The organism is Staphylococcus capitis subsp. capitis (assembly GCF_040739495.1).
Classification (GTDB): domain Bacteria; phylum Bacillota; class Bacilli; order Staphylococcales; family Staphylococcaceae; genus Staphylococcus; species Staphylococcus capitis.
The window spans coordinates 226,243-248,163 of sequence record NZ_CP145263.1 but is presented as its reverse complement, the minus strand read 5'-3'; the positions used below and the strand labels follow the sequence as shown (position 1 = coordinate 248,163).

Annotated in this window: 16 protein-coding genes and 7 pseudogenes; 5 read left to right on the top strand and 18 right to left on the bottom strand. The window is 33.4% G+C overall.

The features are described from left to right. Positions 1-51: 51 nt before the first annotated feature. Positions 52-732 (bottom strand): poly-gamma-glutamate hydrolase family protein, encoded by a 681-nt coding sequence (locus tag V6C74_RS01225; protein WP_002454134.1) that lies wholly within the window; start codon positions 730-732, stop codon positions 52-54. Between V6C74_RS01225 and V6C74_RS01220 the strand changes: the two genes are divergently transcribed. Continuing rightward, positions 722-979: a hypothetical protein gene (locus tag V6C74_RS01220; protein ID WP_016898538.1), complete on the top strand. Its 258-nt coding sequence runs from the start codon at positions 722-724 to the stop codon at positions 977-979. The two genes, V6C74_RS01225 and V6C74_RS01220, sit on opposite strands and share 11 nt — an antisense overlap. On the opposite strand, the gene V6C74_RS01215 is transcribed toward V6C74_RS01220, so the two are convergent. Both V6C74_RS01215 and V6C74_RS01210 read right to left on the bottom strand, forming a co-directional pair. After that, the gene (locus tag V6C74_RS01215) at positions 874-1,623 is read right to left on the bottom strand and encodes a hypothetical protein (protein ID WP_029625748.1); all 750 of its coding nucleotides are present in this window, start codon (positions 1,621-1,623) and stop codon (positions 874-876) included. The genes V6C74_RS01220 and V6C74_RS01215 overlap by 106 nt on opposite strands. 372 nt (positions 1,624-1,995) lie before the next feature. Beyond that, positions 1,996-2,451 (bottom strand): MarR family winged helix-turn-helix transcriptional regulator, encoded by a 456-nt coding sequence (locus V6C74_RS01210; RefSeq protein ID WP_002454137.1) that lies wholly within the window; start codon positions 2,449-2,451, stop codon positions 1,996-1,998. Positions 2,452-2,623: 172 nt separating this feature from the next. On the opposite strand from V6C74_RS01210, the gene V6C74_RS01205 reads away from it, so the two are divergent. Beyond that, on the top strand, positions 2,624-4,264 hold the full coding sequence (locus V6C74_RS01205) for an alpha-keto acid decarboxylase family protein (RefSeq protein ID WP_002454138.1): 1,641 nt from the start codon (positions 2,624-2,626) through the stop codon (positions 4,262-4,264). A 114-nt stretch (positions 4,265-4,378) separates the two neighbouring features. Here the strand turns inward: V6C74_RS01205 and V6C74_RS01200 are convergent, their stop codons facing one another. Then, positions 4,379-5,236: an ABC transporter substrate-binding protein gene (locus tag V6C74_RS01200; protein WP_002454139.1), complete on the bottom strand. Its 858-nt coding sequence runs from the start codon at positions 5,234-5,236 to the stop codon at positions 4,379-4,381. Between the two features lie 184 nt (positions 5,237-5,420). Between V6C74_RS01200 and V6C74_RS01195 the strand changes: the two genes are divergently transcribed. From V6C74_RS01195 to V6C74_RS01185, 3 genes are all read left to right on the top strand, one after another. Then, positions 5,421-5,678, top strand: a complete 258-nt coding sequence (locus V6C74_RS01195; protein WP_002436168.1) for a type II toxin-antitoxin system Phd/YefM family antitoxin — start codon at positions 5,421-5,423, stop codon at positions 5,676-5,678. Further along, a complete protein-coding gene (locus V6C74_RS01190; RefSeq protein WP_002436254.1) occupies positions 5,671-5,940 on the top strand; it encodes a Txe/YoeB family addiction module toxin in 270 nt (89 codons plus the stop codon). Before V6C74_RS01195 ends, V6C74_RS01190 begins: the two co-directional genes overlap by 8 nt. 143 nt (positions 5,941-6,083) lie before the next feature. After that, positions 6,084-6,449, top strand: coding sequence for a DUF4870 domain-containing protein (locus tag V6C74_RS01185; protein WP_002454140.1), 366 nt, complete (start codon positions 6,084-6,086; stop codon positions 6,447-6,449). Between the two features lie 63 nt (positions 6,450-6,512). Here V6C74_RS01185 and V6C74_RS01180 read toward each other — a convergent pair. The 14 genes and pseudogenes from V6C74_RS01180 to V6C74_RS01115 form a co-directional block, all read right to left on the bottom strand. Continuing rightward, positions 6,513-7,661 (bottom strand): annotated as a pseudogene (locus V6C74_RS01180) (CapA family protein). A gap of 465 nt (positions 7,662-8,126) precedes the next feature. Further along, entirely contained in the window at positions 8,127-8,885 is a 759-nt protein-coding gene (locus V6C74_RS01175; RefSeq protein ID WP_002454143.1) for an alpha/beta hydrolase family protein, read from the bottom strand. Between the two features lie 113 nt (positions 8,886-8,998). Further along, positions 8,999-10,081 (bottom strand): annotated as a pseudogene (locus V6C74_RS01170) (LPXTG cell wall anchor domain-containing protein); the annotation flags it as partial. Between the two features lie 627 nt (positions 10,082-10,708). After that, positions 10,709-10,819 (bottom strand): annotated as a pseudogene (locus tag V6C74_RS01165) (YSIRK-type signal peptide-containing protein); the annotation flags it as partial. 230 nt (positions 10,820-11,049) lie between these two features. Further along, positions 11,050-11,736 carry a Crp/Fnr family transcriptional regulator gene (locus V6C74_RS01160; protein WP_023351014.1) on the bottom strand — a complete coding sequence of 229 codons (687 nt, stop codon included), beginning with the start codon at positions 11,734-11,736 and terminating at the stop codon, positions 11,050-11,052. 161 nt (positions 11,737-11,897) lie between these two features. Continuing rightward, positions 11,898-12,829, bottom strand: a pseudogene (arcC, locus tag V6C74_RS01155) (carbamate kinase). A gap of 29 nt (positions 12,830-12,858) precedes the next feature. Beyond that, the gene (gene arcD, locus V6C74_RS01150; protein WP_002454148.1) at positions 12,859-14,289 is read right to left on the bottom strand and encodes an arginine-ornithine antiporter; all 1,431 of its coding nucleotides are present in this window, start codon (positions 14,287-14,289) and stop codon (positions 12,859-12,861) included. Between the two features lie 375 nt (positions 14,290-14,664). Next, a pseudogene (argF, locus tag V6C74_RS01145) lies at positions 14,665-15,664 on the bottom strand (ornithine carbamoyltransferase). 132 nt (positions 15,665-15,796) lie between these two features. Beyond that, positions 15,797-17,031 (bottom strand): annotated as a pseudogene (arcA, locus tag V6C74_RS01140) (arginine deiminase). A gap of 337 nt (positions 17,032-17,368) precedes the next feature. Next, entirely contained in the window at positions 17,369-17,830 is a 462-nt protein-coding gene (locus V6C74_RS01135) for an arginine repressor (RefSeq protein ID WP_002454153.1), read from the bottom strand. Between the two features lie 201 nt (positions 17,831-18,031). Beyond that, entirely contained in the window at positions 18,032-18,232 is a 201-nt protein-coding gene (locus V6C74_RS01130; protein WP_002454154.1) for a hypothetical protein, read from the bottom strand. Positions 18,233-18,258: 26 nt separating this feature from the next. After that, complete coding sequence (locus V6C74_RS01125) at positions 18,259-18,462, bottom strand: hypothetical protein (RefSeq protein ID WP_002454155.1); 204 nt, start codon at positions 18,460-18,462, stop codon at positions 18,259-18,261. A gap of 735 nt (positions 18,463-19,197) precedes the next feature. Further along, positions 19,198-20,717: pseudogene (locus V6C74_RS01120) on the bottom strand (M4 family metallopeptidase). Between the two features lie 332 nt (positions 20,718-21,049). Then, positions 21,050-21,889, bottom strand: coding sequence for a M23 family metallopeptidase (locus V6C74_RS01115; RefSeq protein ID WP_016898532.1), 840 nt, complete (start codon positions 21,887-21,889; stop codon positions 21,050-21,052). Positions 21,890-21,921 lie beyond the last annotated feature (32 nt).

The following is a 21,921-nucleotide window of genomic DNA, read 5'->3' as shown; positions in this document are numbered from 1 at the left end:
TATTATGACAATATTGTTATATAGTTTTTGAATTAATTTACTTCTACAAAATTAATTATTTGGATAAATATTGTTGATACTCGTATATAACGCATCAACAAATGTCTGCATCAGCGGCGTCCAATTACTTTCATTAGAACGATTCTTAGTACTTGTATCACCATTATTGAAGAAAGCTTTTCTGAGTGCAGTTGTTAGTTCAAGTTGAACGCCTGTATTGTTTTCTTCTCTGTTTATAAAGTTATTTTTCTTTACTCCTCCGATACGATCAGGTGGAACCATCACTGTAAAACCACTACTTTTTAATTGTGTTCCCATTTCATCTCTTAAAGTTGAACGTGGCCCTCCTAAATAAATAATTTGATCTGTACCAGCTGCACCGTGAATAGAAATTGTAGCTGTGCGATTTTTAATCATTTGGTTAAGAGTAGGATCATCATAATGCGTTGAAGTAACATGTAATTCTGTATTATTTTTAGGTCTTATAGCTTCAAAAGAGAAATAATCATAATTTCCTTTTTCCGCCAAAGCTTTCGTTGCTTCTGTCGTTCCTTGTTCAATATTTCCTCCATGTGGCGCAACAATAAGTACTTTCGTACCATTATCTCTTGTATCTTTTTTCCAATCTACACCTTCCACCGTTTCATTCTCAAGTTGTGTCATTGATTGGTACTTATCTTTTATATGTCCTTCTGGTGCAGTACCAATCATTTCTTGATTAGTGGTAGGCACGGTAGTTGTCGGTGTTGAAGTAGGCTGCTTAGTTGATGTTGATGGTTTTGTCGGTGTCGTAGTTGATTTTGTTGCTGAAGTTGTAGACTTCGCTGTTGAAGTTGTAGGTTTAGTCGTTGTCGTAGTTGATTTCTTAGTTGATTATATAGGCTTTGTCGACGTTGAAGTTGATTTTGTTGTTGATGGCTTTGTTGTAGATGTTGTAGACTTTTTAGTCGAACTTGTGCGAGTAGATGTGCTTGTATGAGTAGCAGTCGACTTTCTTGGAGTTGTTGTGCGAGATGTTGTCGTTCCACTCTTACTTCCCGATGTTGATGACGACTTACGTTTCGTAGTTGTAGTAGACTTTGTTGCTTTAGTCGTAGTAGTTGATTTTTTAGATGTTGATGATGTTCTTGAAGTTGAAGTTTTAGCTGTCGGCTTAGTAGATGTAGATTTTACTGCTGATGTATATTTTGGTCGAGTAGTAACTGACTTAGTAGTTGTCGTTTTACCCGTAGAAGTTGTGGGTGCTTTGGATACAGTAACTGAAGTTTTACTACTCGTAGCTTGTTTAGTTGGTGCTTTCGTAACTACAGGTTTTATACTCTTAGTCGATTGTTTAGTAGGCACGACTTTCTTAGTAGTTTGAACTTTGCTTGTCTGATGAACTGGCTTAACTACCTTTGTAGATGTTACTTTCGGTTTAACTGTAGTTGTTTTAACCCTCGATTGCGTTGATGTACTTTTACCATTAGTCGTTGTTCGATGAGATTGTGAATAACTCGAGTGCGTACTAGCTTGAGCTTGATTACCCATTGCGCCTATAGTGCCTAATCCAATTAAAGCAGTGACTGCTCCCAAAGTCACTTTTCTAAATGAAAATGCACGAGTATGTCCTAATATTTTCATACCATTTCCCCTTAAAAATGAATTAATATAAAACAATAATATACCATTTTCTGTTAAAAGCAATACTTTTTTATTTAGTTGTAGTAAACATTTAAAACATACTTACCTTTTTTATTTCTTACATTATTGAAAGTTAACCTACAAATCATTGAATAACACTTATTACTTAATTAACCTAGAATTAAGTAACTAAACCAAATGAGGAGGAATCGCAATGGTATTAGGTGCTTTAGGGTTAATTGCATTACTTATTTTATTAATCCCAGTAGGTTTTATTGCATTAGTTGTAAGTCTAATTAAAAAGAATAGCCAATAATCATCATTATATATATTTTGAAAACAAAGAAAGCTGAGACCGTCATTCATACAGTCTCAGCTTTTATCAGTTTCCTTTAAATGTTCTACTGTTTTAAATCCTTCACGATAATTCGCTAATTCTTCCATTATAGCATACCAGTCATTACCAACATTTTGCTTGGTCTGATGAAATAAATCATCTTGTGCTTTATTCAACTTATGAATTAACGCATCGCCTTTTTGTGTAGAATATAATTTTTTTACACGACGATCCACTTCAGACGTTTCTTCATAAATCAAACCTTCTTCTTTCAATTTACGTAACGTTCCATGAGAGCCTTGTTTAGATATTTCTAGAGTTAACAATAATTCTTTAATAGTAATGCCTGGTAATTTATTGATGAAAAATAAAAAGCGATGATGTTGACGACTTATACCATATTCTTCAATAATTTCATCTGCCGTTGTAATAAAAGTTTTGTAAGCGAAGTAAAATAACATGTGTTCATAATCATTTTTATTCATCGACATTTGTGTACTTTCCCTTCTCTTCAATATCGTCATTATAATAAAAATAATGCTATTCGTCATCAATTTCAGATTTTTTTAACTTTTCAATAAAGGTCAAGTTTATTGACTTTAATTATTATAACAGATAATATTTTAGATGTAATATAAATACAATACAAAGGTGGAGTTGAATATGAAACAACGCGTAGGACAATATTTAATGGACGCAGTTTATGCAGCCGGAGTAGATAAAGTCTTTGGTGTTCCCGGGGATTTTAACCTAGCCTTTTTAGACGATATTATCTCACATGAACATATAGAATGGATTGGCAATACGAATGAATTAAACGCGAGTTATGCCACAGATGGTTATGCACGTATCAATGGTTTAGGTGCTATGGTCACTACATTTGGTGTTGGTGAACTTAGTGCAGTAAATGGCATTGCAGGTTCTTATGCCGAACGTGTACCAGTAATAGCTATCACAGGTGCACCAACTCGTGCAGTAGAAGAAGCTGGAAAGTTTGTACACCATTCACTTGGTGAAGGTACATTTGATGATTACAGAAAGATGTTCGAACCTATTACAACTGCTCAAGGTTACATTACTCCTGAAAATGCAACAACTGAAATTCCTAGATTGATCAATGCAGCAATTCAAGAGCGTCGACCAGTTCACTTACACTTACCAATTGATGTTGCATTAGCTGAAATCGAAGTTTCAGAAACATTCCAACCTGAAGACGTGCCTCATCAAGATGTTAAAAAATATATTGATATGATTGAAGATAAATTGAAATCAGCGAACCAACCACTTATTATTGCAGGACATGAAATTAATAGTTTCAACTTGCATAAAGAGTTAGAAGAGATTGTTAATCAAACAAATATTCCAGTCGCTCAATTATCACTAGGTAAAGGTGCCTTTAATGAAGAAAACCCTCATTATATTGGAGTATTTGATGGTGAAATTGCTGAAGATAAGATTAAAGATTATGTGAATAACAGTGACGCGATTTTTAATATCGGTGCGAAATTAACTGACTCAGCAACAGCTGGCTTCTCTTACGAATTCGACATTGATGATGTCGTGATGATTAATCATAAGAACTTCAAGATGAATGATACAGTTGCGAATGACGTTACATTACCTAGCTTAGTACATGGTTTGAAGGATCTTCATTTTGAAAATAAAAACGACTACCCTCAATATGAAAGACCACAAAAGAATAATTATGAACTAAGTGATCAGCCATTAATTCAAGAAACATACTTCAACATGATTCAAGATTTCTTACAATTAGACGATATCTTAATCGCAGAGCAAGGGACATCTTTCTTCGGTGCATATGACTTAGCAATGCATAAAAATAATACATTTATAGGTCAACCACTTTGGGGTTCAATTGGCTATACGTTACCAGCAACATTAGGTACTCAAATTGCTGACCCTCAACGTAGAAATGTCTTACTCATTGGCGATGGTTCATTACAATTAACGGTACAATCATTATCTACAATGATACGTCAAAACTTGAAACCTGTTATCTTTGTTATCAATAATGATGGCTACACTGTTGAGAGAATGATTCATGGTATGAAAGAACCATATAATGATATACGTATGTGGGATTATAAAGCTTTACCTGCAGTATTTGGCGGAGACAATGTCGAAGTTCACGATGTTAACACGTCTGAAGAATTAAAGCGTGTATTTGAAAAAATTAATGCAAATAGCGATCGTATGCACTATGTAGAAGTAAAAATGGCAGTGGAAGATGCACCAGTAAAATTAAGTGAAATTGCCAAAGCATTTGCTTCTCAAAATAAATAAATTGAATTTCATACTCATTGTAATTGAATGAGATATAACAATGCCCTCCTATCAATGAATTGATAAGAGGGCATTTTCTTTATGCTTTATTGTTTTAAACAATTAAACGTTTTATTACTCAGTAAATTGTGTAATGTCTTCTAAAATTTGTTCTGCTGCTACTAAACCACGATGTTTAGCCCATGTTTCACGATTAACTTCATGAACACGATTGTTTTTAACAGCATCTAATTGATTCCATACATCTGACTCTTTAAAGTTATTGAAATCTTTTTGGTTATCTTCATCTACCATAACAATTAAGCGTTCTGGATTAACTTCAGCAACTTTGCTAATAGGTAATTTATGATAATCAGCACCCATATAACCAGGTAAATCATTTTCATTTTCTTTAGAAATACCAGCTTTGAAACCTACATCTTCTAATAATTGACCAACATAAGATTTAGAAGCATGAATGATTAAATCTTGATCAGTAACAACGCCAGCGATTGTAGCAACATCTTTATCAATACGTACTTTAGAACTTAAATCTTTAATTTCTTTTTCATGATTATCTAAAATTGTTTTACCTTCATCTTGTTTAGAAACAACTTTCGCAATATAATCAAATGATTCTTTGTTTTGTTTATAGTCTGCATCAAAACTTTTAACTAATACTGTAGGTGCAATTGAATTTAAATCTTCAAAGATAGATTTATGTCTATCCTCATCTGCGAAAATCACTTGTGGCTCAGCATTTTTAATGTCATCAACACTAGGTGTTTGACGATGGCCAACTGATTGATAACTACCTACATTTTTACGAGTTTCACTGTCTAAATTGTCTACATTGTTATCATCTGCAATACCAGTTACATTTACGTCTAATTTCACTAATGCTTCTACAAATGAATACTCTAAAGCAACTGCAGATTCAACTGTATCAGGAACTTCAACTGTGCCAACATTTTGTTTAATTTCTTTAGTCATGCGAAACATTCCTCCAAAAATTAATGATTAGTTCTATTAAGTGCTTTTGAAAATGGTTACATATGATGTATGTCCGAATTTATCATTTTTAAACATCAATATGATTTATAGACAAAAAATATTGATGACAACAGAGCGGAATCATTGTACAATAAATTGTACAACGTTTAAAGGAGCTGTTAATATGCCTTCAGTTAATTATTCAAACGCTAGACAGAATTTCAAAGAACTTATTACTAAAGTGAACGAGGATAGTGTGGCTTACACTATTACGACAAAGGAAAATGAAAATGCAGTGATTTTAGCTGAAAAGGATTATAATGCGATGTTGGAAACGATGTACCTTCAATCCAATCTCGCTAATGTGTCTCACTTAAATCAATCAATTATGGAATTGAATCATAACCAAACAATTACAATAGAGATTGATGATAATGAGTAAGTTTAGTGTAACTTTTACAGCTCAAGCATTTAAAGATTATCAATATTGGCAACAACACAATCAAAATTATTTTAAAAAAGTGAATGCTTTACTTAAAAGTATTGCAAGAGATGGTTGTGTCGATGGTATTGGAAAACCAGAAGCATTAAAAGGAAACTACGAAGGCTATTTCAGTAGAAGAGTTTCAATAGAACACCGATTAATATACAAAATTAAGGATGATTCAATATTCGTAGTGTCTTGCAGATTTCATTATCAATAAAGTAACCGTTTCGCGTGAAACAGTTACATAATTAAAATTACTTTGAACAATATAACCCTTAGTTACTATTATTTAGTCATTTACTTTAATAATTAAAATGTATATATTTAAAGTAAATCATACAAAAAGGGGCTAAATGATATATGAAATTGGTGAATCAATCTAAAAATCCTCATGCATTTAAAGATGTTTCTGATAATGAAACTACGATTGCTATGGTCATTTGGTTATTATCATTTTTCACAACTTTCTTAGGGCCACTCATTATTTGGGTATTAAAAAGAGATGATTCTGCTTTTATCGATCAACAAGGTAAAAATTATCTTAATTACTTAATTAGTTATCTTATTTATACAATTATTGCATCCGTTTTAGTCTTTGTACTTATAGGCGTCGTCTTATTGTTCATCCTAGGTATAGCAATGATCATTTATTCAATCGTCGCAATGATATTTGTACTCAAAGGCGAAGACTACGTTGTGCCTTTTACGATAGAGTTTATTAAATAATTTAAGTTACGAAATAAAAATAGCGCATAAACGTTAAAACGTTTATGCGCTTATCTTTATCTTCTATAAGCTTTCATCATCTAAAAATTCTTTATCAATGACTTCTTTAGTGATTTCTTGTAATCTCTCTTTAGTCATATTTGCCCCATTAACGTAATGCAAGCCATGCTTCTCTGCTAGTTTATCCGTATAGTCATGTAATGGATAAACTTTAAAATCTTTTTTAGAATTCTTATCATATACATTGGCTAATTCATAATGATTGACCATACTTCTCCATTTAACGTTTTCCACTTTGACGCCTTTTGCATTTTTAACTAATTTAAAATTAAGACGACCTAATAAATCATTGCTTTCGTTACCTGTAGCTTGGCCATTTAAAAAATTACCAAGTGAATATGCAACAAGTGTTTTATTGCCATCTTTCCCTTTCACCCATTTCACCGGCTCGATAACGTGAGGATGCATTCCTAAAACTACATTTACTCCTGCATCTGCAAAGACTTTTGCATATTTTTCTTGAGTTTTATTTTCTTTATGATGACCTTCATTGCCCCAGTGAGCCGATACAATCACAGCATCACTGTGTTTTTTAGCTTCTTTAACATCCTTTTTAATTTGTGTTTCATCAAATGTATTAATTGTGTATGGATGGGAAGGTTTAATACCATTAGTGCCAAATGTATAACTTAACATTGATACTTTTATACCATTAACTGTTTTTGTTGGAATATTATCTCGAGCTTCTTGAGAGTTAAAAACACCTGTAAATAAAACTTTGTCTTTAAATTTATCCCATGTATGTATACTGTTATTGATACCCGATTCACCTTAATCCATTGCGTGATTATTAGAGCCATTTACAAAGTTAAAGCCTGTATCTACTAAGTCCTGAGCCACACTACTTGGTGTATTAAAACGCTTAAATCCATGATAAGGTCTATCATCGCCACCAAGTGGAGATTCTTGGTTAACATATGCAATATCGGCGTTTTGAATATCTTTTTTAACAGGCTCATACATAGGTTTGAAATCAAAACTATTTTTACCTGTTTTCGCATCATTATAGACTTCAGGGTGAATCAAATTATCACCTACAGCTACAACCGATGCTTCTGACTCTAGATTAGTAGCTAAGGTTAATCCACTTACACATAAAAACGCAATAAAGAATATAACTGTAGAAATATAATATTTCAGCAATGGCGTCACTCCTAGTTTAAAAATCCAATCTTCAAAACATTTAATATATTACTCTTATTTTAAACTTAGCAAGATTTTAAAACAATATAATGTAAATTATTTTAAGTTTTCTATAAAATTTTACATTTTCTTTACATTTTAAAAGTTAGGTTTAGTTGTTTGGTTTTGAATTTTCCAAGGTAAAAATCTTAAATACAAATACCCCGCGTCAAATTAATTATGACACGGGGTAAATAAATTATTTTCTAGGAAATAAGATTACTACGGTTATAAACTAAATATCTTTGCGTAATTATATAATCTTTTATATCAATTTCAAGAAAATAAGAGTAGCGACTGACAAAATCTTTAGAGTCATACTTAATACGATATGTGTGTCTACCACGGAGTAGAATTTTCAAACTGAAAGCGCTTTGAGTTCATATAAATTTCAATATATTTAGATAATCGTTGAATTTTAATATTCAACTTGAATTATTCTACAAACCACTCAATAGCCCTTTTGATTGCCTTATCCCAAAATGCATAATTATGCTCACCCGGGCTGTCCTCGAATGTATAACTAATACCTTTTTCATCAAGCGTGCGAATAAATTCTAAATTATCTTCATATAAGAAATCCTCAGTTCCACACATAATAAGAAGTTCTGGTAATTGCGCATTTGAAACAATTGCTTGTTCTAAAAGATGATACGTATCTAGATTTGTACCTTTAATATCAGTATTCTCTCCAGTGATAGCTTTAGCAGAAAAATCTATCCACTCTAAATCTATGAGAGTTTGCGCTTGGAATACAGCAGACAATGGTGCTGCTTTGGAAAATTTATCTGGTTGGGTAAGCGCAAATTTAATCGTTCCATAACCACCCATTGAATGTCCCGCGATAAAATTATCTTCACGTTTTTTAGAGAGTGGCAAAATTTGATGTACATACTCATATATTTCTAATATATAGTCATAATAACTATGACCATAGGCCATATTAGCGTAACCACTATGATCTACATTAGGCATAATAATTGCGAGCTGATGTTCATTAGCATATCGCTCAATACTTGTGTATCTCACATAAGTTGTTTCATCACTCGACAAACCATGTAAAAGTAATAATGATTTAAGTTGTTTAGGTGAAGTGGAGCTATCAAAGTAAGTTGAGTCCTCCGGTAAGATGACTGTAAGATTTTGATGCATACCTATTGTCGGTGAACTATAATTCAATGTCATTAAAGCCATGTGCTTCACTCCTTCATTCGTGTTCAATTCTATTTTACATTTACTTTGTTTTATTTCATAGAAAAACCCGAGCACCAAAGCTCGGGTTTAAAGATTAAATAGTAAATGATGGTTTAGTATTTCTTACTTCTACGTTTGCTTCCTACTAAAAGTAATGATCCTAATGCTGCAAGAATACCTCCAAATAACGTACCATTATTTGCCACATCATAACCAGTATCTGGTAGTTCTTGCTTATGATGCTGCTCCATCACTAGATTATTATAATGATGGTTTGAATCATGATGTGATGTCATTTCATGATATTGTGTTGGTACTACTGGTACCTTATGTTCTGAACCAGAATCACAATTTGAGCCACTGTCTGAATCTGAGTCACTATCTGAGTCTGAGTCGCTGTCTGAATCTGAATCACTATCTGAGTCTGAGTCACTGTCTGAGTCTGAGTCGCTGTCTGAATCTGAATCACTGTCTGAGTCTGAATCGCTATCTGAATCTGAGTCACTATCTGAGTCTGAATCGCTATCTGAGTCTGAGTCACTGTCTGAGTCTGAATCGCTATCTGAGTCTGAATCACTATCTGAGTCTGAGTCGCTGTCTGAATCTGAGTCGCTATCTGAATCTGAGTCGCTGTCTGAATCTGAGTCGCTATCTGAGTCTGAATCGCTGTCTGAGTCTGAATCACTGTCTGAATCTGAGTCGCTATCTGAATCTGAGTCACAACCCGAGTCTGAATCGCTGTCTGAATCTGAGTCGCTATCTGAGTCCGAATCACAATCTGAGTCCGAATCACAATCTGACTCTGAGTCGCTGTCTGAATCTGAGTCGCTATCTGAATCTAAATCACTATCTGAATCTGAATCATAGTCTGAATCTGAATCATAACTTGAGTCTGAATCACAGTCTGAGTTGTAATCACAGTCTGTGTCTGAATCATAGCTTGCGTCTGAATCATAGCTTGCGTCTGAATCGTAGCTTGAGTCTGAATCATAGCTTGAATCTGAATCATAATCTAAGCCTGAATCACTATCTGAGCTATAATCACAGTCTGAGTTGTAATCACTATCTGTGTTGTAATCACTATCAGTATTATATTCACTGTTTGTGTCGTAACCACTATCTGTGTTGTAATCATAGCTTGTTGAGTCAGTGTCATAGTCTAAGCTACGATCCGCGTATAAATCGCAATCTGAGTTGCTATCTAAAGCTGAAACATTTTCAGCAACGTCTCCATTAGCTGAGACATCAGATGAATTATCTAAATTATCATTATTATTTTCGGAAACACCACTTATTGCTTCTATATCGTAATTGTTAGAACCTGCTTGAATACCATTTTCACAGTCTGCTGATTCTGACAATGATTGATTTGCATCATTATTTTCTTCTTGAGTTTCATATTCTTGGGTTTTTTGTAATTCATCTATGTTATTGTCGTTGTTCACTTGGTTATCTGTTTGTTCTTGCACTGATTCGTTGTCAAAAGTTTGTTCATTTGCAATGCAGTTATCAGTTGATTGGGCGTCAACTGATTCATTCTCCGTATTACGTGTGTTAATATCTGTTGAAACATTTTCTAATGATGTAGCATCTTCTTCTTGGGCTTTGGATGATGCATCATCACTATATTCAACTTCGTTCATAGGAACTTCATCAATAATACAATCGTTGTCTATTTGCTGAGTTGGTTGTTGCTCGTTATAGTCGTTTTGTGTGTTTTGAGTTTCTGTTAACATTTCTTCTTGCTGGCCTTGATCAGTAATACCCGAACAATCTTCATCCGCTTGTGCCTGAGTTAATTCAGTTGAAGTCTCAGCCGCTTTAGCTTCATGATTCACTCCGAATATTAATGTTGCACCAACTAATATTGATGTCGTTCCTACTGTAAATCTTCTAATGGCATACTTATTGTGCCTGTTAGGCACGAAATCCATTCTTTTTCTCAAATTACTTCTCTCCTAAAAAAATTTTGTGATTTATATAATCACAAAGAATATAATACTACAATTTCTTTTTATATAAAAGAGTTAATTAAAATGTTATTAATAATTCACAAAATATATGAAATTTGTTTTTGGTGTTATTTTTTTGAATTTCAATTTTATTTCAGAATACTTAGCGTTTCAACGTATTATTTTTATATTAGTAAATTTTTTAAGTGTCATTATAAATCTTTGCTGATTAACCAGTTTTTATTACTTTTGAATAGAACTTTATCCTCTCGAAGTTCATTAATGATATGACCTGTGGTTTCTCTAGATATACCGGCCATATCGCTCAACAGTTGTATCGTCATGAATTGCTTAATTTCATAAAATTCATCATTATCATAACCAACTGTTTGGCAAAGATAGCGTAATATCTTTGTTACGCGTTCTTTCGCAAGCTTGCTGGTTAACGCCATATTATACTCAATGTGTTGGCATTGCGTTGCACTCAACAATTCAAATAACCTTACAAAGATATCTTCATGATTTTTACAAAGATATTCAATTAAATCTTTAGGTATGCCAATCACTTCGCAATTCGTCAATGCGGTGCACATTTCATTTGGCGCCTTATCTTGAAATAAATTGTTTAAGGGAAATAACACTTTTTCTCTATTTAAATAGCGATATACATCACCATTAAGATTAAAGTTTTCTCTCATTATATTCCCTTCTATTAATAAATAGATATGCGTCGTTTCATCTGACGAAAAGTAAATAACCTGACCCTTACTATAATGTCTCACAAAGCATTGGCTTTTAAATGGAAGTAAGACACCTACAGGTATATGAATATATGACGCTAATTGTTTAAAACTTTCATCAAGTTCATTTTCTCTACAAAACATTTGATTTCCAGCCATAACATAAACTCCTTACTACCTAAGCTATTGGATAGAGGAACAACCAAACATCTTTTGCAAGTTGTTAACGGGGGAAGTGTCAAAGAAGAACCGCTTCAAAGATGTTATATTTTTTGATTAGGGGGCCATCGTTCATAAATGTCCAATAGCATAATCATTCATTATTTATGAATATGTGTACCTGCTTGCTTGTCGAACGCTTGATAAGCATTTTCCAAATTAGTGATGATCGCTTCTTTATGCTCCCCACTTTCAACGAAATCAATCGCCGCTTCTATCTTAGGTAGCATTGATCCTTCAGCGAATTTACCCTCTTTCGCGTAACGTTTCAAAGTTTCAACATCAATATCTGTTAACTTTTCTTCATTAGGTTCTTTAAAATTAATATACACGTGCTCTACATTGGTTAAAATCATTAGCGTATCCGCATCAATTAAGGCAGCTAACTTCTCGCTAGCGAAGTCTTTATCAATGACGGCGTCGACACCTTCATAAGTATTATCTTTCTTAATAACAGGTACACCGTCACCACCACATGCAATGATGATATTTTTTTGTTCAACAAGTGTACTTATCAATTTATGTTCAAGTATTGAAATTGGTAAAGGTGATGCTACAACCTTTCTATAACCCGACCAGCTGAGTCTGCTTTATAGATAGCCTCAGGTTGTGCTTCTTTCAATTCTTGCATCTCTTCTTCAGTGTAAAATGGACCAATCGGTTTAGTTGGTCGATCAAATCTCGGATCATCTTTATCGACTTCTACACGAGTAATAATAGTACCGACAGCTCTGTCACTGCCAATCTCAGATAGTACACGGTTAATTTCTGTTTCTAACCAGTAGCCTATCATACCTTGTGTCATAGACCCACATACATCAAGTGGCATAGCGGGCGTTTGTTCACTATCAGATTGAGATTGTTGAATCAATAAATTACCTATTTGAGGACCATTACCATGCGAAATGACAATATCATTATCGGATTGAAATAGTGGTTTAAGTGTTTGCATGGTCATACGAATAGCCCGTCGTTGTGCTTCTGCTGAACCTTCAGACGTCTGAATCGCATTACCACCTAATGCGATGACAATTTTTTATCCATAACAGTTCGCTCCTTTTTCTAGAACACGTTAATCGCGCCACTACATAGTCGTATAAGTCCAACAATAGATAGAATGATAATGATAGTGAAGAAGATATAGTCAATGCGTGTTAAGCGTGTTTGGTTATTTTTTTGAACGATTGAATAAACGATAAGACCAGGAATGTAAAGCAACATTGTTAATAATAAATAATCAAATCCTGCAGCATAGACCAACCATACTGCGTATAGTGAGGCGAGTATACCTATTGTCCATTGTTTAGGTGTCGCGTGTTGTTTATGTTCAATAGTGTACTTAACTTGGTAAAAGGCACTGAACATATATGGGTATAAAATGGCACTAGATGCTAATGAAAATGCAAATTGGTACGCGCTGTCAGTGAACAACATACTAATCAAGAAAATTTGAACTAATATGTTAGTGATTAATAATGCATTGACTGGTGCGCCGTTTTCATTTTCCTTAGCAAACCATTTCGGGAATAATCCATCTTTCGCAACGATAAAAGGCAACTCTCCGGCAAGTAGTGTCCAACCTAACCATGCACCTAAAACTGAGATAATTAGTCCGATGTTTACAAGTGTTGAACCCCAATCTCCTACGATGTAAGCAAGGACATGTGCCATAGATGGTGTGTTTAATTGAGAGATATGGTTTTGAATGATGACACCTTGTGCTAATACAGTTAATAAGAAATAGATGAGTAACACTGAAATTAATCCTATTACTGTTGCAGTACCTACATCTTTCTTACGTTTGGCACGACTTGAAAAGACGACAGCACCTTCTATACCAATAAATACCCATACAGTGACGAGCATTGTACTTTTCACTTGAGACATTGTGTCTCCAAAGTTAAATGGTAGTGCACCATGTGCATTCATTCCGAAGAATCCTTCTTTAAAAGTTTCAAAATTAAAGGCGACTAACATGCATATAATGACTAATAAAATAGGTATTAACTTGGCAACCGTAACAATACTATTAATAAACGCCGCAGTTTCTACCCCTTTAAGTATTAAAAAGTGAACACCCCATAATAAAATTGAAGCAACGAGTATACTTGGGAATGTGTTACCACCTTTAAAAATTGGGAAAAAGTTACCGACGGAAGACATTAGTAATGTTGCGTACGCGACGTTCCCTAAAAATGCAGAGAACCAATATCCCCATGCACTTGCAAAGCCGATAAAATCGCCAAAACCAGCTTGGGCATAACTGTATATACCGCCATCAAGATCCGGTCGTTCATTTGTAAGGTTTTGGAAAACGAATGCTAATGAAATCATGCCTATGGCTGTGATAACCCATCCTATAATAATGGCTAAACCACCAGCTTGTCCTCCCATATCAGACATGAGATTGAATGCACCGCCACCTATCATTGATCCTATTACAAGACCTATCAATGATGATCGACTTAACTTATTTTCTCCTTGTTCGCTCATATTCATTTCTCCTTTAGAAGTAGGAATCTATAGACTTACTTTTCCCTCTAATTGTTATCATTGTGCTGAAACCAATAGTGTATTTTCTTTCATTCATATCCTTTCATTAAGTCAGTATGCGAGAGTGGGTGTTGTGGAAAGGTGTGAAAGATAGTTACGACCGTTACATTAAATGGGTTAGTAAACATGTGACTACGGACGGATTGATAACGGTCAATTCGTAACGACTTAATGATGATGAACGTTTAATCTTGATTCATCACTGCTCGAATATGATAAACACAATCACTCATTTGACTTCATACACTTGGAGTGGCTCAATTTGTTTTGTATGTTGTAAGTCTATAGTTCCTCATGATGTTGTGTTGATTTAATCTAGCCTAGTGTAGCAGCCATAACAGCTTTAATTGTGTGCATGCGATTTTCGGCTTGATCAAATACTTTAGAGTGCTCACTTCTAAAGATTTCATCAGTAACTTCCATTTCACTGAGGCCATATTTATCATATATATCTTGACCGTATTCTGTTTGTGTATCGTGAAATGCTGGTAAACAATGTAAGAAGATTGTACTGTCTTTACCAGTTAATTCGAACATCGCTTTATTGACCTGATAGTCCTTCAATAAATTAATGCGTTCTTCAAACTCACTTTCTTCGCCCATAGATACCCATACATCTGTATAAATAACATCGGCATCTTTAACTGCTTCTTCGATCCTATCAGTGACTAACACGGAACCACCATATTTAGAGCCACAATCTCTAGCAATTTCTACATTAAGCATCTTTAGGACTTAGTGCTTGTGGTGTACAAATTCTAATATTTACACCAAGCATCGCACCAGCTACCATTAATGAATGTGCCATGTTGTTACGTCCATCACCGACATAAGTCAAATTAATGCCTTCAAGATGTCCGAAGTTTTCTTTTACTGTCATAAAATCTGCCAACATTTGTGTTGGATGCCAATCATCTGTTAATCCGTTCCAAACTGGTACACCAGAGAATTCTGCAAGTTGTTCTACTTTCTCTTGTGAGAAACCTCTAAACTCTATACCATCAAACATTCTGCCTAATACTTTCGCAGTGTCTTCAACAGATTCTTTTTTTCCTAATTGTATATCATTTTTTCCTAAAAATTCAGGATGTGCACCTAAATCAATAGATGCGACTGTGAATGCAGCACGCGTACGTGTAGACGTTTTTTCAAAAAGTAATGCAATGTTTTTACCTTCTAAATAACGATGCGGTGTGCCTTGTTGTTTATACGTTTTTAACGTCATGGCAAAATCTATTAAACCTTCAAATTCTTCTTTGGTAAAATCACATTCTTTAAGTAGTGTTCTTCCTTTTAAGTCAAATGATTTCCGGATTTTTCCATAATATACGCCCCTTTCATCTAATTAGTCGCAGCGTAAATCATCAGCGCCTTCAAAACTTAATATGATAAGCTTTTAAATTGAAATCGATTTCAACTACACTATAACAGGTGTTTGAATACGATTCTATAAATCTTCTCTGAATAATGGTTGACTCATACATCTTGGGCCACCACGTCCGCGAACAAGTTCGCTTCCAGGAATTTCAATTACTTTAATACCGCGTTTTCTTAACAAATCATTTGATACATAGTTACGATCATATGTGACTACTACAGCTGGACGGATACATAATGTGTTCGAACCATCATTCCATTGTTCACGTGCACCATCAATCACATCACCATTACCAGTTGGGATTAACTCGATATTATCAACACCAAGTACTTCTTCCAATGTTCGTTTAAGGTGACTTGAATGAGTGATTTTGATGTCATCACTAGCTTCATCATTTTCAATAATGAAAATGTTCATATTACCTTCAGCTTTAAGGATTGCAGAGTGTGTTGTGAACTTATCATAATCAATCATTGTACAAACTGTATCTAAGTGCATAAATGTACGGCTAGTTGGAATCTCAATTGCTACTACCTTTTTAAAAGTGGATAACGGATCTTTAAATATACGTCGTGCTAAGCGTTCGATAGCTTGAGCTGACGTACGTTCTGATATTCCAATTGCTAGTACTTCTTTAGAAAGTACAAGTTCGTCCCCACCTTCAATGTTGAAAGGACAATCACGGTCTAACCATACCGGAACATCCGCATCTTTGAAGTGAGGATGATGTTTTAAAATGTATGATATGAAGATTGATTCTCTACGTCTAGCTCTCCAAAACATACGATTCACTGTCATACCTCGACCTATTGATGCTTGTGGGTCACGAGTGAAGTATAAGTTAGGCATTGGGTCTAAATAGAATGGATACTTGTCATCCATATACTCAACTAAATGCGTAGATTCTAATTTTATCTCTTCTTTACGCACACCAGCCATAACTTTATCAATTAACTCTTGATTAGATAATGTTGAGAATAATTTTTTATTTCCTTCTCATGACCAATAATTGTTTTACGAGATTCTGCTAACACATCATTGATGAATTGTTCTCTAATATCTGAATCTTCAATGCTTTCTGCAGCAAGTTTCTCTAAGTATAGTACTTCTACTCCTTCATCTTGTAACACTTTGGCGAACCGATCGTGCTCTTGTTGAGCAACCTCCAAATAAGGAATATCGTCAAATAGTAAACCACCTAAATAATCTGTAACTAAATTTTCTAACTCTTTACCTGGACGTTTAAGTAAAACGGTTTTAAGTTTACCAATTTCACTGTTTACTTGAATGGGTCCATCTGCCATATTCATTTCCTCCTTTTCTGTAACTTCAACATGAGTATATAGTGATTTCACATACATTTATGTGATTATATTCACAAGTTCAATGTAGAAAGTTTTGTACAATTTGGTTATTCAATACATTTATATGATTGTTTATACATTTTTGTATTGTTATTTCGTATAGAAAATGAATATTCAGCTAATATTAAATAATGAATGTTTCGATAAAAAGTTTTTTATTCACTTAAATGAATAGTTAGTCAATATGCGAATTAATAACTTTAGTAATATAAAAGACCTAGCAAACGCATGTAATACGTTTACCAGGCCTATCTATTCATTATTCAGATATGAGAGATTATGAATAATTATGATTGAATATTTTGTAATACACATATTCAGCCATTGCTTTAGAATGAGTATGTATCATAATAGTGTCGTTGCCACTTATAGTACCAACAATCTCTTTAAGTTGTAATTGGTCAATATAATAATTGATACTTTGCGCAAATCCTGGTGACGTCTTTATAAGTATATATGATTCTTTAATCACGGTACTAATGACTTCTGTTTCTAAATAATCATCTAGCTTAATTTTAGCGTCGATTTGCGATTGATTATTTAAAATTTTGTATTCAAATTGTTTGCTCTCAGCTGGCAGACGAAAAATATTAAGTTCTCTCAAGTCTCTCGCAATGGTTGTCATACTATAACGAATGCCAAAGTGATCATCAATATAATCAATGATATCTGCTTTTTTATAGATGTGATTTTGTTTAACAATCATGGTTACTAAATCCTGACGTTTACTCTTTTTCATTAAATGATAAACTCCTCACTAAATCTAATTTAAATTCATTTAAACTTTAATAATTCTTTTTATTTAATAATAATTTATTATTCTAATGTTAAAAATATATGAGAAAGTATGTAAAATTTTGTGACAAATATTGAGTAACACAGGTAGTACCATACATCACTTTAATGTATAACTGACATTGAACAATCAATTGTACAATGTCTAAGATGTCTTATCTTTATAAATCATTCTAATCCATCCAATCATTAATAAAGCCGAATTAATAATTGATAATAAGTTAGAATAAAATGCAGGTACGTGAATCAAATGAGTGAATATTAAAATATTAATGAAGAAAAGAATTATTAGTGGTGTAAATAAAATGAAATCTATAATATTCAGACCTTGCTCAGATTTATTCAACCTCAATCAACTCCTAAAACTTTCTATCATTGATCGTGTTTATCTTTCTTATTTATTCGAATTAAACTAATAAAAACGATAATGGTAAAAATAGTGGCAACATAATTAGATTGACTTTCTGACAGCTTTACTATGTCAAAGGTATTTAAGAAGCACATCACTGCAACTATAAATAAAATGACAATCAATATGAAATCTTTTTTAGTTAACTTCTTTAATAATTTACGCACTTCTTACCTCCTAACATCATATTTTCTATTTGGAATGTTTATGTTCATCCAATGACTTAAACAGATTAAGTACGACAATGATTATAAGAAGTATTAACGTAATGATTGGTGATACGTGTATTAAATTAAATATCTGCAAAACTCCAATTAAAACGACTAATAAACTAATAATGATTAACAGAATATCAATAACTTCAAGATGTTTTATCTTTTTCATCCTCTTCTCTCCTAGTAATATTGCTTTTAGAGCATAATTTTTCATTTATAAAAGATGTCACAATAATCATAAGCAATGCTAATAATACGACACTTAGTAAAGGCAACTTAAAAAACTAACGAATCCCATAATCAATATTCCTATAACGTCTCTTAAATTAAAATCTTTCATTGGATCATTCATGTTTATAACCCCTCATATGTATTGTCTCTTTCACTCTTTATAACATTTATAAGATAGAACAAAAAGGTTAGGTAGAGTTAAGAATATCTATTAATAGTTTCAATCAATAGACTGCCGTCTCACTTCGGCTAGACAACCCGCAGTCTCCTCCCTAAGAATATTTTAAAGCCCCTACTCTACTGTTAGAGTAAGGGCCACATGAAGCCAAACATTGTTTGATCATCATTTATTAAGGCGTTTAATATTTGTAAGTGTTTAACATTAATTCTTGTTTATTAAGGCGTTGATTATGTTCGTTGATAGATTGTTTATGGCTGATTTAAAGTTTCAATTATTTATACACCAACGTCGTCCCATGCATCTGCTACTTGGTTAGCTGTGTTTTTATCATATAAATCTAAAGCTGATTGATACAGCGCTTCTTTAGCATCACTAAAGTTTGAATTTGAACTTAAATATTCTGTGAGCGCTCTGTAGTAAATTTGTTGTGCTTTACCCTTTCCAATACTACGTATTGTATTGTAAGCTGCTTTGTTAGGAATTCCGGAGTTAGTGTGTACACCACCATTGTCTGATTGTGTATTTACGTAATCATCCATGTGAGATGGTTGACCAAATCGTTCTGGATTGGACATACTTCTTAGTGCATCTCCATTTTGTCCTGGTGTATAAACATCTTCACCCATTAGGAAATCTTCATCATCGACAAAGTAACTGAAGACATCTGAGAAACTTTCATTTAAAGCACCTGATTGATTACGATAATTAAGATTCGCTGTTTCTTGGGTTACACCATGCGTGATTTCATGAGCTACAACGTCATTCGCGCCAGATAGTGCTGTAAATGTTCGTCCGTCTCCATCCCCATATATCATCTTATCGCCAATCCATGCGGCATTATTTCTATTATCAGAACCTTGGAATTTGTTTACGTGTGCTAGAGAGATAATTGAACTTCCTCTATCATCATATGATTCACGACCGAAAGTATCTTTATAGTAGTCATACACTTGTTTAGCGTAGTAATTAGCGTCAACACCAGCACGTTGATTATCATCTGTGAAGTTTTTATCGTTATCTTTGATGAGCGAATTTTGGCCAGTGTTATCACTATAATTGTAAGCTGCTAATTGTCCTTGATGCGTTAAATCTTGTAACGCATATCCTCCATTTACACTATTGATATTGATTTGTTTCGTATCACCAAGTACACCTTTACCGGTACCTGTCGTCGCTGCTTCTTTGATGAGATTAAGTTTATCAACAACTTCACCAGTTTCTGCATCAACTTTGATATTCCAATGTGAAATTTTAGGTGTTGTAGTAATCAATTCTACATTGTAAACATACTTATTTGTTTTACCATCGATTTCTACTTTATTTTTTTGACGGCGTCTTCTTTCATATTTTTCGCTTTTTTAGGATTAAGATTAACTGCTTCAAACGCTTTTTTAGATGCTTGTTCTTTGTTGATCGACACCTCATTAGTTGGTTTCACCTTCTTCGCATCTGTGTCACCGTTAATTAATACAACTTTACCTTCAGTATTCACATGTACTTTAACCTCCTCATCAGGAGCAAAGACGTTACCTACCTTAGGTTGTAAAGTGTAGTGCGTAAATCCTTTGTTGTCTTTTTTTACATCAGTGACAACATAGTCTTTATAATGGTTCTTAACGTTTTCTGAACCGGGCAATGCTTTAAGTGCTTTTGGTGCGTCAGTCTGTTGAGTAACCTTCGCATCAATGTCTTGTTTTACTGACTTGTCTTTAGCATGGCCATCCATAGTGACAAAGGGACTTGCAACCGTAAGTGCTGCGATACTTGTAAGTGCATATTTTGAAAAATTTTTCATCTCGTAACCTCCTATAAATTTTTGAAAAAGCAACTTACGGAGCCATCGTAATTTTAATTTTCTGTTAAGTAAATGGAAACTGCATTTTATTCACATACTTTTCATTTATAAATTATTTGTATAAATAATATGTTCATTATGTCAAAAACTTATGTTAGTATTTAAACTTTGATAAACTGTATTTATTTATTTTTATTAATTAAACTTCAATAAAATTAATAATTATATTATGCATAATGAAATTAAGTAAAAGCGTATTGTGCGTAACACCTTTGATATCAAGGGTTTTATAACATAAAAAAATTACTCGACATTCAATCGAGTAATTTCCATCAATCAATTTTTAATATTTCACCTTTAATAGGATTATTATAATCTTTAAATTGAATCTTCAATGATTGACCATTTTCCAAGTCAGGGGCATTCATAACTTGAAAGTGTAAATGAGGTTCGGTAGAGTTTCCTGAATTGCCACACTGGCCAATCACTTCTTGCGCATATATTAAATCCCCTTCATGTACAGTAATCGAATCCCTCTTTAAATGGGCAAGAACACTATACTCATGATCGCCATGCTTCATCATTACATAATTTCCATATGGCTCACTCTCATTTGTGTTTCCAGGCGTATTATCATTGATATGGTTCACCACTTTAACAACCTCTTCATAAATCGGTGCAATCACATTCGCCCCAAAACTATAATAATTTGAACAAAATTGACCACCATCATACATCGTTTTACCATTAACTAGTTTGACTAAATCGTATGCATAACGTTGCGTTTCGTAGTTATAGTGATAATTGAATAATTCGTTATCTCCACCCCAATATATTAGCCATTCATCTTTAATAGGAAGATCATAAGTCTGTTTCGTCCATTTATCTTTAAAATAATAGAGGGGTTTCAGTATTAAACTATAAATAATATCATTTTCCAATAACACGAAAACACCATAATTTTGGTATTCATCTAGCCAAATTTTTTCGCCACTCTTTTCATTGCCTATATCCACATACAAAGTATGTTTCTTCGCATATTTCATATATAGATCTAATGTTTCCATTAACATGCGTTTACTAATAGAGCGCTTAAAACTTTTAGAAAACATCCTATATAACTCATTGTGCTTTTTATTTTCGATTAGAGTAATTAATTTGTTTAAGTCCATTTTCATCCCCCCCAGATGTCCTATACATTATT